The sequence below is a fragment of the Reichenbachiella sp. genome (assembly GCF_039941815.1).
Classification (GTDB): Bacteria; Bacteroidota; Bacteroidia; order Cytophagales; family Cyclobacteriaceae; genus Reichenbachiella.
Window position 1 is genome coordinate 180,054 of record NZ_JBDVDW010000014.1, and the last position, 13,258, is coordinate 193,311.

The window sequence follows — 13,258 nt, forward strand, 5'->3', positions numbered from 1 at the left end:
AAAGTTAGCCCACGAAATACATAGTTTCAGGATTTGAGTTTCTTAATTCCGACGAGCTAAAATTTTCTCCAATCATAAACTGAGTCTTCTGGAGTCATTGACATCTACTTCGCCGTCATATTGGTATTCGGTTTGTGCATCTACTCAGGCAAAAAAGGATAGGCAGGCTACCAGTACCCCAAGAACCACAATCAAACTTCTTCTTATTGTCATTTCACCAAACGTCTTGTTTAGCTTATAGACTCTGCTATAAAGAAAACACTTAAGAGATTATTATATCTTTTGTGGGTAAACTCATTTGATCCAAATCCAGCATGGCATTGATCAGGCAAACCTTTTCATACCTTGCGATGTCACCGACTGTAATCAACCTTTCATTCAACTTGCCCTGGGAGATGAGGCTGGCTCGCATTACTCCTTTGAGCAAAGGTGAATTAGAGGTATACCACTCACCACCATCATAAAAAGCCAGATTGGCAAAATAGCTATCAGTGACCCTACCCTTCTTCACTATGATGATATCATCACTTTCCAATCTTCTCTCATAGAGTTTGCCCAACAAATGCCTGTCAATAGACTTGTAGGAATATGAAATTTCATCGCTTTCGACAACTTTCAAACTGGTGATCAAAGGGGTTTCGTATGGACTATATGCTATAGAATAGTCATTTTCACCATATTCAATCCGGCACTTATGCTTTTGATGATAACTTCCCGGTTCAATAATTTTTTTGAGGTTCAATGGTCTGCTGTGCGGGAAGTGCTTATGAAAAGTTTGATCTACTCTCTGCTGATGCAAGGGCAGTTGTCTGGCCAGGCCACTATCACATCTTATGCTTTCAATGAACCGGCACATATACTTTGTCTATCATTTCCTGATATTCGGATCCCCAATCACTCAGAAAGTGAATCCCTCCTCCGCTCTTATAAGTGAGCTGCTCATTCTTATTCTCAATATATCTAATCAGCACACCGCTATCAAAGTTTTCGCCATCGAAATAGCCCACTATGCCTGTATAGTATCCTCTATCGTATCCTTCTACAGATTCAATAATTTCTAACGTTTTTTGTTTGGGTGCCCCGCTTATGGACCCGGCCGGAAGTAACGAATATATCATTTCCCCCAGCCTCTGCTTGAAGTCAGCAGGTAAGTCCCCAATGATTTTCGAACTCGCCTGTAGCAAGTGTTTCTCATTGGTCTTGATTTCTTCAATATATCTAAACTTCTCAACTTTCACGTTGCTTGCATACTGGCTCATGTCATTTCGTATCAGATCGACAATAGTGGCATGCTCTGCCATTTCTTTTGCACTCGATAGAAGTTTTTCTTCAGCTCGATCCAAGTCTGCATCGATAGTTCCTTTCATCGGATATGAGGACATTTTTCTATTCTCAATCTTAATGAATATCTCAGGTGAGAACACGACAAACTGATTTTGAAAATAGAGCTTATACTTTGCCTTACTTTGATAAAATATTTCTTTCAGTGTCGAGCTGCTTTCTATATTGGTAGGTTGAGTGAGATTGAGCAGATATGTATTTCCTGCCGCGATTTCTTTATGTATTCGATTGAATTTTGATTGATATATTTCCGGGGCAATTACTTCTTTTTTTAACCGAATTGGTCGGCTACGTATTTTTGTATCATCAAAGTTTCTAACCCCGTTGATATCATAGAGGATGTTTTCGGGATCGATTTGATCCAAAGTTAATACATGGTTTTGGGTGCCCTTAAAATCAGTGATCAACAGGAATGGGATTCCGGCTTTTGCTAACTTATTTATTTCCTGAATGGATGCTTCCTTATTCACTCTTGATCCTGTGCTTTTGCCCCGTCATTCGAAACCATAGATTCTTTTCGAAAGTCCAAAAGAAGTCAAATTGTCCGAAAAGGAAGCCATAAACAAGTAGGATAATATTATATACTGGCCAAATTAAGATGTAATAGGAAATAGTGAACAGGGTTTGGTATTCTTCACTGACATCGAAAAACCTAAGTGCTGGTGCTTTAAGGAACATTACAGTGAATCCCGTGCATGCAAATACGATCAGCACCAGTACCACTCTCCAAATGCTGTGAAACTTCCACCGTTTTTTTAGTGTCTGCAAAAAACTCATTTATCAATAGAGTTTGTTCATGTATTTGTCCTTTTTTCCGATTTCTTTTGCTGATTTGTCCAGCACAAGAAACTGCTCCCAAAAGTCATTTACTGGCAGTCCGGCTATTATCTTGATTGGCTCTTTTTTTACCGGGTGTAGAAAATCCAGTGCTCTTGCGTGCAAATTGATGTTAGCATCTGGGTTTGGCTTGATAAATCCATATTTCACATCTCCACGAATGGGGCAACCGATGCTGGCTAGCTGAACTCGTATTTGATGAGGTCTTCCGGTTATGGGTTTTACCTCCAGCAGATAATGATCGTTGAGTTTACCCAGTACCTTGTAGCTCAATTCTGCCTTTTGAGCTCCGTTTTTTGGTACATCGTAGGCAGTAGTTTTATTTATCTTTTCGTCTTTGATCAGATAGTGCACAAGCTTGTCTTCTTTTTTAGGTGGTTTGGCCTTCACCACAGCCCAATAAGTCTTGTTGATCTTCCTGTCTTTAAAGAGCTTGTTCATTCGCTCAAGCGCCTTAGACGTCCTGGCAAATACCACAGCTCCACTCACAGGTCTATCCAATCTGTGCACGGTCCCTAAAAACACGTCGCCAGGTTTATTATACTTGTTTTTAATATAATCCTTGCAATAATCAAGCAGTGGTTTATCCCTGGTTTTGTCACCTTGCACCAGTATACCGGCCGCTTTATCAACAATCATTAGATGATTGTCTTCATACAATACGATAAAGGGCTTATTCATTACAAGTTGACTTTCATATTAAATTTAAAAAACAAATTGTCCGAGGTAGAAGACAATGCATAGGCACCATGTCTGAAAATGGTATCAAAACCGAAACCTATGTATCCTACATCAACGAAGTTTAATCTAATCAATTTTTTGATTCCAATACCGGATTCAAAATACCCATCTTCCATGCTTGAAAAAATTACTTCGGTGCCTTGGTGTCGCTCAGGATGAGACAAAGTGCCATATCCCGCGTTATGGTAAATCACAAATTCAGGTTTCATTACCCGATTGGAGATGAGGAAGTTGCCGAAATTATGATTAAAAAACAGTCCAATTTGCTTATCAGAGAGGAATTCATAAATCCCCATGGTTTGAAAGTATTCTGGTACACTGAGCTTGGAGGTAGAATTACCCAATCCAGTAATCATATGTCCATAGGGAACGTCACCAGATACAAAAGCGGCCCTTACCAGTACATTGGATTTACCTAGAAAATACTTTTTCTTGTATTCCAGGCTGGCATCGAACCGATCATAATCAAAATCGCCGTTGAGCCATCCAGTGTTTGCATGACTGTACTTGAAGTTAAACACCGGAAAATCGTAGTCAAATAGTACTTTTTTACCATATAAGTCTAGGTATTGCTCATTTCTCACATACCTAAAAGAGAACGACACCTCATTGATTTCGAAGAAATTGCTAGCATAATCGGTATTGTCATAGCTGTAGTTATAAGTAGACTGCTGCTGTGAGGTGGAGATACTGGTCTGTGCATATAGAAATGGTGCTACTCTACGGTTCAGACTCAGCTTGTACGTCTCATGCCTATCAAATAAGTTGCCTTGAAAAGAGCGGATCAGGTCATCAATACTAGAAATTTTTCCTTCAAAAAACCGTTGCGTGCCCACTTCTCGTAGATCTCTCTGATAGGTAAACAACACATAAGTATCTGTTCTTTTTTCGAACTCGTATTTCAAATTGCCGCCATATTTCCATTCTTCGTCTGAAATTCCATATCCGGCATACCCCCCCAAAGTCAATCTTTGGGAAAAATGATGATTGGTTTCCAGCCCGGCTCCTACCCTAAATTTCTCATAACTATTGACACCTAAAAAGTCATCCACGCGTAAGTCGACTTTCCCTAAATTTAGCCTGAGTGTCAGCACAGACTCTGCCACACCTTCCACCACTCGTAAGTTTTTATAAAGGGAATCGGCCGCAACAAAAGTCCTGAGTTCCATAGAGTCAAGTGGTACCGCCCGATTGGCATCCAGAATAGACTTCTGTTCTTTGTTGTTGATTCTATTTAGTGTAATACCTATATCACTAAAGTCCTTTTGGGTATAATTGGTCTGCAAATTGATATCAGAGAGATAGCGCCTATTTTCAAGAATTAGGTTTCTGCCATAGAATTTTAGCTCTTTAAATATGATGTCGGTATTAAGTTGGACGGGAAACCACTGTCCCAGAATCTTATCATAACGTTGCTGAATACTTACGTCAATTTTGGAATTAGCCACCAAAGATTTGGCCGTCACATTAGTCAATGCATAATCCTTTGAGTGCACCCACAGCAGGCCTTCCAGGCCATCGAATCTCTTGTTCTTTTTTGGGGTGTAACTAACTACAAATACAGTGTCAGTTTCGAAGAAGGTGGTGTCTTCTATATAGAAGTCATATTGAGATAAACCAGCAGAATTGATCGGATTGATATAGTCCTTGTCAAAGATATCGAGGATATCATTGTAGAAGCCGAAGGGTTGATACAATCCGCTAAATGCGGCAAAGAGGCCTCCTCTTAATCCTGATATTTGTGTCGCCAGAATGGTTTCATTCTTGAGTCCTGGTTCTATAAATTTGGTTTCAGATACAGACTCAGACACATACAAATGTCTGGTATCAAATGCGCTGTCGATTTTGATGAACTTCAAAGAAGTACTATCCTTTTTCGGTTTTTTCAGGAGCTTTTCTTCTTTGATCACACGAGCCAGCGAATCTGCCGTCTTGCTATCGGCGTCTAAGTGGTAGACATCTTTTGTATACGACTTGTAACTGTATTGTGGAAATCTGGCTGGATCATGATTCTTTCTGTTTTCAATCACTTTTCGCATGAGTATATTAGCAGGGTTTTCACCTGCCTCAAAAACCAACTCTTCCAGTTCTGTCACTTCCTTCTCAAGAAATATAGTTGGATTGGATCTGATTTCTGCGACGGTAAGCTCTCGTCTAATATATCCCACATGCTGAAAGGTAATTTTACCATCAAATCCGGCAGGGAGCTGCAAAATAAAACGACCGTCTATATCCGATATAGTACCTGTGCTGGTACCGCTGATAGCCACTGTTACAAATGTCAAAGCTTCTTTCTCGTCATCTTCTATAGAGAATATTCTACCTGAGATACTTTGAGCATGAGTCTGAAACGAACTTAAAAGGAGAAGAAAGCTGGCTGAAAATAGAAAAAGTAAAGTTCTTAAAAAAATGGTATTCATGAAAATGGGCAAAATTTTGATTGACCTTGATTGCTAAATCTTGTCGAGATAGAGACTACTATGCTTCTCTAATCACGTACGTCAAAGACAATCAAATTCCTAAAACGTAACTACTCTAATTTGGGTTAACCTTAACTCTGCTGCGCTTAATAAGACATACTTTAAACAAATTGCGTACGTCAATCTTTTAATTGATGTGAAATTACTCAAAACTCGCTCGTAAAATGGAATTCTATTTCAGGAAAATTATCCTGAACCATCTGCAACCATGCTTTTGACTCGGCCATGAAAACCAGTTTTCCGTCCTTGTCTTTTGCAATATGGCGATACTTGGAGTCAATAAATTCATCCAGTTTTTTCTTATCGTTACTGCTTATCCAGCAAGCTTTGTAAAGATTCATTTGCATAAACTTACAAGTCGCTCCATATTCATGCAGCAACCGATGCTGAATCACTTCAAATTGCAGTGCGCCTACCGTACCTACTGCTTTCCGAGCTCCCATTTCGTAGGTGAATAACTGAGCTACCCCTTCATCCATTAGTTGTTTTAGACCTTTTTCTAGCTGTTTGGTCTTCATGGCATCCATGTTAACCACCTCTCTGAAAATTTCGGGCGAGAAACTTGGAATCCCTTTGTACATGCCTTTTTCACCTTCGCTGAGTGTATCTCCGATTTTCAAGTTGCCGGTATCATAGAGCCCTACGATATCACCAGGATACGCCTCATCTATCACTTCTTTGCTTTGTGCCATAAATGCAGTAGCGTTCGAAAACCTTAGCTTCTTATCCAATCTTGAATGATAATAATTATTACCACGGGCAAATTGCCCAGCACATACTCTGACAAAGGCAATACGGTTTCTGTGTTTGGGATCCATATTGGCATGGATTTTAAACACGAATCCAGAGAACTTGTTCTCCTCAGGTAATATCTGCCGCTCTTCCGTGTATCTTGGTGCCGGACCTGGTGCGATATCAATAAAACAATCCAATAATTCTTGCACTCCAAAATTATTGACCGCACTACCAAAAAATACGGGAGCCACCTCACCATTACGATAGGCCTCTATGTCAAACTCCGGGTATCCGCCATCTACCAATTCCACATCTTCTCTGAGCGTCTTGGCATAATTCTCACCTATCATTTCATCCAGGACAGGATCGTTGATATCGGCAATACTGATATCGTTTTCTTTATCCAACTGCTGCTTACTTGCCGTAAACAGCTTTAATTTTTTCTCATACAGACTATATACACCTTTGAAAGTCTTACCCATACTGATCGGCCAACTCAGCGGTCTGACGTTGATATTGAGCTTAGCCTCTATCTCATCCAGCAAATCGTATGGATCTTGTCCCTCCCGATCCAGTTTATTGATAAATACCATCACCGGAGTATTTCTCATCCGACATACCTCCATCAGTTTTTCTGTCTGAATCTCCACTCCCTTTACACAATCTACCACAAGTACCACACTATCTACTGCGGTGAGCGTTCGATAGGTATCTTCTGCAAAATCCTGGTGACCAGGTGTATCCAGCAAGTTTATTCTCCGTCCCCTATAGTCGAAGCCCATAACCGATGTGGCAACAGAAATACCCCTTTGCTTCTCAATTTCCATGAAATCCGAAGTCGCATGACGATCTATTTTGTTGGATTTTACAGCCCCTGCCGTCTTGATGGCACCACCAAATAGCAGAAGCTTTTCAGTCAGTGTGGTCTTACCTGCATCTGGGTGACTGATAATTCCAAAGGTTTTTCGTTTTTCGATCTCTGCTGTCAAGCTCATGGGCTTATATATTATTATGTAATGATGACTGAATTAGCAATCGAAGGCCAAATTCAATAGTCAATTCGGGGCGCAAAGATAGTAGAGTTCTTAGCTTTCACTACTATCCAGTAAAGATTGACTATAATTTATCGAAGATCAAATTTCCTTTCCTAACTTAAATTCAGGGAAGACTTTTTTTGTGAAAGGCTTAGATGAAATTATCAAATTATTCATTATACGAGTGCAGACATGTGAGGAAAAGTAGATAGATTAATTTGCTAATACTCATGGGGCATGAAAATGAAATAAAAATTTAGTAATCCGAAGTGCATCTAGAAAAACTAAACTTTAACCTGAAATATGCATTAGATAATCTATTCCAATCATAAAGCACTTTGAAATAGACACTAAACATATATTTATTGAATCACCATAGCGGTGCTATGGTGATTCAATATAAGTGCCTCTTTCTTTGCGCTTTATAGCTTTCATCACGATTCCTAATGCATAATCCAGGTTTAAGTGCCTCCAAAAATTGAGTTGAATAAGGACGCTACGCCTAACATCAAAAGAAAGAGCATTCCAGCAATTATAGTAAACCCTGCAAAAAATCTACCCTTCCACCTTTTTTTGTTTTTCGCAATTCTATCGTAGCTCAATCCTGCCCCAATCACGGAAACCAAAACTAATATAGCAGCAAGACCTGTACTCAATCCTACTGCGCCTTCACCTAAAAGTAAAAGCACTGTCAGCAAAAACAAGCCAAATGAAGCGAGTCCAATAGGCTCCATTTTACGCCCCTCCTTAGCTGGCTTGTTATTTTTGATTTTACCGACCTTCGCGAAGTGCTCTCCAGTTGGATAATGGTGGTTGGTCGTTTCCTGTGGGTTTATGCGAGACTCCGATAATGGCGCAGAAGGTTTTTGGGATTCAGTAATGCTTTTGACTTCCTGATCAAGGCCTGTATAAGGATCAATACTAGCAGTCGGTTCGGGTTTTGAAGTATCCACTGGTGTCGAATGCTGAATTATGGAACCTTTATTAGCATAATTGAAATGTCTTCCATACTTGGTACCAGCACAGGAAGAAGCGCATAATACAATACAAACAAGGACTGAGCTTAGAAGGTTGGATGGTCGTTTCATAGCGAGGTTAGTCTATTTATCATATGAGACAAATTTACTAGCCCTATCCCCCATTGCTTATTACCTTAAAGATGAGTGCGAGAATTGAGCTCTACAGTATACTCGTTTTTGTAACCTTGATAGTATATTTGATAGTAATCACTAAAAACCAAGTCATGAAGAAGAATCAATCCATCGGAATCATACTCCTCGGTATTGGCGTATTTTTTATCTATTGGGCTCAGACCCACTCACCCAAAAATCTAGGCAAAGTAATAGGCAACGCCTTTAGCGGCTCTTATACTATGAGCGAATTTTCATACTATACATGTTTGGGCTTGGGTATTGCCATCGGCCTCTATGGTATATTGAAATTGATGAAAAAGGCCTAGTCAAGCTCTTTGGATAATTACCTTCCCAAGTAGATAGCCAGGAGATAGAGTCTGTCATATGGAAATATGATATGGTTCAAATTGTCACTTTTATCCGAAAAATCCTCCTTTTCCGTCAGTCATAGTCTCATCTCAAATGAAGATTCTGACAATCTGTCATCACAGGTGACCAAAAATTGCTTTGGCATAGCAGTTGATAACAACCCAATCAGAATAGAATAAGAATTTTAGAAAGCGATAAATAAAATTATATCATGGGAAAAATAATCGGAATCGATTTAGGTACTACCAACTCTTGTGTTGCTGTGATGGAGGGCAATGAGCCAGTCGTTATCCCAAATAGCGAAGGCAGAAGAACTACCCCTTCAATCGTGGCATTTCTGGATGGCGGTAAAGGAGAAAGAAAAGTGGGTGATCCAGCCAAGAGACAGGCAATCACCAACCCACAAAACACAATCAGCTCTGTGAAGAGATTCATGGGTAAGAAATTTGCGGAAGTTTCTGATGAAATGAAGAATGTTTCTTACGCTGTAGAAAGTGGAAACAATGACGTCGTAAGAGTAAAAATCGGCGATAGAAACTATACTCCTCAGGAGTTGTCAGCGGTGATTCTTCAAAAAATGAAGACTACAGCTGAAGACTATTTGGGAACTGAAGTCAAAGAAGCGGTCATTACCGTACCTGCATACTTCAACGATGCAGAAAGACAGGCTACTAAAGAGGCTGGTGCGATTGCCGGACTTGAAGTAAAAAGAATCATCAATGAGCCTACCGCTGCGGCACTAGCTTATGGATTGGATAAGAAAAATGCAGACATGAAAATCGCTGTGTATGACCTGGGTGGTGGTACATTCGATATTTCAATTTTGGAATTAGGTGATGGCGTTTTTGAAGTAAAATCTACTAATGGTGATGTACACCTTGGTGGAGATGATTTCGACTCTGTAATCATCCAATGGTTGGCTGATGAGTTCAAAAATGATGAAGGCATAGACTTGAGAAAAGATCCTATGGCTCTTCAAAGATTGAAAGAAGCTGCTGAAAAGGCTAAGATTGAATTGTCTAGCTCTACCAGCACAGAAATCAACCTTCCATATATCATGCCCGTAGATGGCATTCCAAAGCACTTGGTCAGAACACTGTCAAGAGCAAAATTTGAGCAATTAGCAGACTCACTGGTCAAAAGATCAATGAAGCCTGTAGCACAAGCCTTGAAAGATTCTGGATTGTCCAAATCAGATATCGATGAAGTGATTCTGGTTGGTGGATCCACTCGTATTCCAATCATTCAGGAGGAAGTTGAGAAGTTCTTCGGCAAGAAACCTTCTAAAGGAGTAAATCCTGATGAAGTAGTAGCTGTTGGAGCTGCTATCCAAGGCGGAGTATTGACGGGTGAAGTGAAAGATGTATTGCTTCTTGACGTTACTCCTCTTTCTTTGGGTATTGAAACCATGGGCGGTGTATTGACAAAGCTGATCGAAGCGAACACAACGATCCCTACCAAAAAGTCTGAAACCTTCTCTACTGCTGCTGACAATCAGCCTTCTGTAGAAATCCATGTGGTACAAGGTGAAAGACCAATGGCTAAGGACAACAGAAGCTTGGGTAGATTTCACTTGGATGGCATACCGCCAGCACCAAGAGGTATCCCTCAAATCGAAGTTACATTTGACATCGATGCCAACGGTATCATGCACGTAACGTCTAAAGATAAGGGCACTAACAAAGAGCAAAGTATCAGAATCGAAGCTTCCTCTGGATTGTCAGAAGAAGAAATCGAGAAAATGAGACAAGAAGCGGAAGCAAATGCTGATGCTGATAAAATAGAGAAAGAGAAAATAGAAAAGCTCAATGGAGCGGATTCTATGATCTTCCAGACAGAAAAGCAGTTGAGTGAGTTTGGTGATAAATTGTCTGATGACAATAAAGCTAAAATCACTGCTGGACTAGAGAAGCTAAAAGAAGCGCATAAGAGTGCTGACTTGGCAGCAATAGATGCAGCGATGGAAGAAATGAACAAAGCATGGGAAGGCGCATCACAAGAAATGTATGCTGCGACTCAAGGCGCCGAAGGTGGAGCTCCTGGAGCTGACGCCGGACAAGCTGGCGGCCCTGAAGCAGACGCTGCAGACTCAGATGTATCTGATGTGGAGTTCGAAGAGGTAGACGAGAAAAAGTAATTCGGTGAATTGCTGATGTAAAATCGACATCACTAGCCTAGTGCTAGTTTCTAAATAGATTCAAAGCCTTTCCGGGAAACCGGGAAGGCTTTTTTTATCTGAATTATAGTAATTTAGATTAATACGATAACCTGTTCTTTTTCGAAAGACAGCTTTTACAATATGCAGGAAAAAAGGCACATTAGTAATTTTGAAATTGCCACCATCTATTTCAAAACTCCACCTCACTTATTTAGTGAAATACTCCTTTCTATTGGTGTTTTTGGGATAATTATATTCTTAGGCTCCCGAAACATCGAAGCACTTGCCTTGCTGATCTCTCCCGCAATAGGTTATTTTTTAGTGAAGAAAAAAGTGAGAATTACCAAAAATTCAATTCTTGCTATTAGATATGGGGACAAAACCACTGCGACAATAAGCGAGATTCAAGATACTAATTTCGAACATAATGGAAGGACAGTCAAAAAATACATTTTTAAGTACACGGCAGATCACAAGCAATTATCGTTTTCGTTCCAATCTGCCTACAAAAGAAGCCTAAATGCAGGAGATGAGTTTTCAATTTTTTATTTGTCAGAAAATCCGGAAATCGCGTGTATTCCTACATTATACTCCATATACAAGTACTAGTGCTTTATGAAACCTGGTATTCTCCTTAAACCAAAAAAAGATCTTAACATCATGTTAAGATCTTTTTCAAACTTCATTTCTATTTATTGATTATTTAGCCTCCATACATATAGCTTGCTTGAAGCCCAAGTGGAATACCCAACACCCAAAAAATAACCAGGAAAATAGTCCACAAAATGATAAGAGCAATGGAATAAGGAATCATCACAGAGACCAGAGTCCCAATCCCGGTAGACTTCACATATTTTTGACAAAACACTACTACCAGTGGGAAATACGGCATCAATGGGGTGATAATGTTAGTTGAAGAATCACCAACACGATAAGCCGCTTGTGTGAGCTCTGGTGAATAGCCTAGCTGCATGAGCATCGGTACGAAGATAGGCGCTAACATAGCCCACTTGGCAGAAGCAGAACCCACGAATAGGTTGACAAATCCTGCGAGGAAAATAATTCCGGTAATCGTGACCGGACCGGATAAATTCAGACCTTTCAGAAAACTTGCGCCTTTGATGGCTAACAGAGCACCCAAGTTTGAAGTAGCAAATGCATAAATGAACAACGAACAAAAGAAAGCCATTACCACATAATAAGCCATTCCCTTCATGGATTCGGACATTACGTCGATTACATCTTTACTGGTTTTAAATTTCCCGGATACGAAACCATGAATCACACCTGGAAGTAAAAAAAACAAAAAGATGAGTGGAACGATAGACTGCATAACGGGAGCAGTAAACGAAGTAAGCGAACCTGTCGCATCTCTAAAGGGTGAATCTGTCGGAATAAGTGCTAGTACAAATAATACAAAGATGACCAGAGTCACAATTGTAGCAGTCCAAAATCCTTTTTTCTCTTCGACAGTGAAGCTACCCATGTCGGGTGCCTTTTCTACATCCGCATCTACTGGGTTGTTTTTATTCAGTCTCGGTTCGATGATCTTATCAGTGATATACCAACCAATCAGCGTAACCAAAATACTTGAAGCTGCTGTGAAGTAGTAGTTGCCCAAGGGATTGACCTGCACGGATTGATCAATGATCTGTGCCGCCGGCTGCGTAAAGCCCTGTAGCAACGGGTCAATAGCAGATGGTAACGGATTGGCACTAAAGCCTCCCGACACACCTGCAAAAGCTGCTGCGATCCCTGCCATAGGATGCCTCCCGGCAGCATAAAAAATGATCCCTCCCAACGGTATCACCAGGACATATCCTGCATCAATAGCAGAATGAGAAACAATGCCCACAAAAATGACTGCCGGAGTCAAAAGAAAACCAGGCGTCTTTTTCAGCATCATTTTGATCGCCGTATGAATATATCCGGAGCCATCTGCCACTCCTACCCCCAGCATGGCCACAAGCACCACTCCCAATGGCGCAAAACTTGTAAAAATTCCCACCATATTGGCCATAAAAGTGGTCATGGCTGTGCCAGTCAGTAAATTTTGAACGCGAATAGGCATTCCATCGCGCGGATTGATGTCAGTAAACTCTATTGAGAACATCAATGCTGAAAGTATCCAAACGATAAGCATTGATATTAAAAACAGGATGGCTGGATCAGGTAATTTGTTTCCTATACGTTCTACATGGCCAAGTAATTTGTTTACCAGCCCTTTGTCATCGGACGAATCAGTAGTCATTTTGTTTGATTTAAGTTGTATCATTCTCTCTTCATCATTGATGAAAAGCCATTTACTTTTCAGTAAATCCTACCAAAATAATTCAATTAAATCAATTTTCATAAAACAAGACTCCAATGCTAAAGAAAGCATGGAGTCTTACAAGAGCCCGTTATTCGATAACGAAAAGTGAAGAACCA

The 13,258-nt window shown here is 40.2% G+C and carries 11 protein-coding genes; 3 read left to right on the top strand and 8 right to left on the bottom strand.

Features of this window, described 5'->3' with window-relative positions; genetic code table 11:
- Nucleotides 1-262: 262 nt before the first annotated feature.
- The 7 genes from ABJF11_RS01705 to ABJF11_RS01735 all read right to left on the bottom strand — a co-directional run bounded on the left by ABJF11_RS01705 (nt 263) and on the right by ABJF11_RS01735 (nt 8,256).
- On the bottom strand, nt 263-856 hold the full coding sequence (locus tag ABJF11_RS01705; RefSeq protein ID WP_348117548.1) for an aminotransferase class IV: 594 nt from the start codon (nt 854-856) through the stop codon (nt 263-265).
- On the bottom strand, nt 840-1,811 hold the full coding sequence (locus ABJF11_RS01710) for an aminodeoxychorismate synthase component I (RefSeq protein WP_348117550.1): 972 nt from the start codon (nt 1,809-1,811) through the stop codon (nt 840-842). Before ABJF11_RS01710 ends, ABJF11_RS01705 begins: the two co-directional genes overlap by 17 nt.
- Complete coding sequence (locus tag ABJF11_RS01715) at nt 1,804-2,118, bottom strand: DUF6787 family protein (RefSeq protein ID WP_348117552.1); 315 nt, start codon at nt 2,116-2,118, stop codon at nt 1,804-1,806. Before ABJF11_RS01715 ends, ABJF11_RS01710 begins: the two co-directional genes overlap by 8 nt.
- A 3-nt stretch (nt 2,119-2,121) precedes the next feature.
- Complete coding sequence (locus ABJF11_RS01720) at nt 2,122-2,859, bottom strand: RluA family pseudouridine synthase (protein ID WP_348117555.1); 738 nt, start codon at nt 2,857-2,859, stop codon at nt 2,122-2,124.
- Nucleotides 2,859-5,339 carry a DUF5686 family protein gene (locus ABJF11_RS01725; RefSeq protein WP_348117557.1) on the bottom strand — a complete coding sequence of 827 codons (2,481 nt, stop codon included), beginning with the start codon at nt 5,337-5,339 and terminating at the stop codon, nt 2,859-2,861. The genes ABJF11_RS01720 and ABJF11_RS01725 overlap by 1 nt, the downstream gene beginning before the upstream one ends.
- A 206-nt stretch (nt 5,340-5,545) precedes the next feature.
- Nucleotides 5,546-7,129: a peptide chain release factor 3 gene (locus ABJF11_RS01730; RefSeq protein WP_348117560.1), complete on the bottom strand. Its 1,584-nt coding sequence runs from the start codon at nt 7,127-7,129 to the stop codon at nt 5,546-5,548.
- 500 nt (nt 7,130-7,629) lie between these two features.
- Nucleotides 7,630-8,256: a hypothetical protein gene (locus ABJF11_RS01735; protein WP_348117562.1), complete on the bottom strand. Its 627-nt coding sequence runs from the start codon at nt 8,254-8,256 to the stop codon at nt 7,630-7,632.
- A 155-nt stretch (nt 8,257-8,411) separates the two neighbouring features.
- Between ABJF11_RS01735 and ABJF11_RS01740 the strand changes: the two genes are divergently transcribed.
- From ABJF11_RS01740 to ABJF11_RS01750, 3 genes are all read left to right on the top strand, one after another.
- A complete protein-coding gene (locus ABJF11_RS01740) occupies nt 8,412-8,627 on the top strand; it encodes a hypothetical protein (RefSeq protein ID WP_348117564.1) in 216 nt (71 codons plus the stop codon).
- Between the two features lie 254 nt (nt 8,628-8,881).
- Nucleotides 8,882-10,807, top strand: coding sequence for a molecular chaperone DnaK (gene dnaK / locus ABJF11_RS01745; RefSeq protein WP_348117567.1), 1,926 nt, complete (start codon nt 8,882-8,884; stop codon nt 10,805-10,807).
- A gap of 162 nt (nt 10,808-10,969) precedes the next feature.
- A complete protein-coding gene (locus ABJF11_RS01750) occupies nt 10,970-11,437 on the top strand; it encodes a hypothetical protein (protein ID WP_348117570.1) in 468 nt (155 codons plus the stop codon).
- Between the two features lie 94 nt (nt 11,438-11,531).
- Here ABJF11_RS01750 and ABJF11_RS01755 read toward each other — a convergent pair whose 3' ends face one another.
- Entirely contained in the window at nt 11,532-13,079 is a 1,548-nt protein-coding gene (locus ABJF11_RS01755; protein ID WP_348117573.1) for an AbgT family transporter, read from the bottom strand.
- Between the last annotated feature and the right edge of the window lie 179 nt (nt 13,080-13,258).

What these genes read in the sequence shown, in the direction of transcription:
- ABJF11_RS01750 (WP_348117570.1), top strand. Translation starts at nt 10,970, where the DNA reads ATGCAGGAAAAAAGGCACATTAGTAATTTTGAAATTGCCACCATCTAT.
- ABJF11_RS01720 (WP_348117555.1), bottom strand. Translation starts at nt 2,859, where the DNA reads ATGAATAAGCCCTTTATCGTATTGTATGAAGACAATCATCTAATGATT.
- ABJF11_RS01705 (WP_348117548.1), bottom strand. Translation starts at nt 856, where the DNA reads ATGTGCCGGTTCATTGAAAGCATAAGATGTGATAGTGGCCTGGCCAGA.
- ABJF11_RS01735 (WP_348117562.1), bottom strand. Translation starts at nt 8,256, where the DNA reads ATGAAACGACCATCCAACCTTCTAAGCTCAGTCCTTGTTTGTATTGTA.
- ABJF11_RS01740 (WP_348117564.1), top strand. Translation starts at nt 8,412, where the DNA reads ATGAAGAAGAATCAATCCATCGGAATCATACTCCTCGGTATTGGCGTA.
- dnaK (WP_348117567.1), top strand. Translation starts at nt 8,882, where the DNA reads ATGGGAAAAATAATCGGAATCGATTTAGGTACTACCAACTCTTGTGTT.
- ABJF11_RS01725 (WP_348117557.1), bottom strand. Translation starts at nt 5,339, where the DNA reads ATGAATACCATTTTTTTAAGAACTTTACTTTTTCTATTTTCAGCCAGC.
- ABJF11_RS01755 (WP_348117573.1), bottom strand. Translation starts at nt 13,079, where the DNA reads ATGACTACTGATTCGTCCGATGACAAAGGGCTGGTAAACAAATTACTT.
- ABJF11_RS01715 (WP_348117552.1), bottom strand. Translation starts at nt 2,118, where the DNA reads ATGAGTTTTTTGCAGACACTAAAAAAACGGTGGAAGTTTCACAGCATT.
- ABJF11_RS01730 (WP_348117560.1), bottom strand. Translation starts at nt 7,129, where the DNA reads ATGAGCTTGACAGCAGAGATCGAAAAACGAAAAACCTTTGGAATTATC.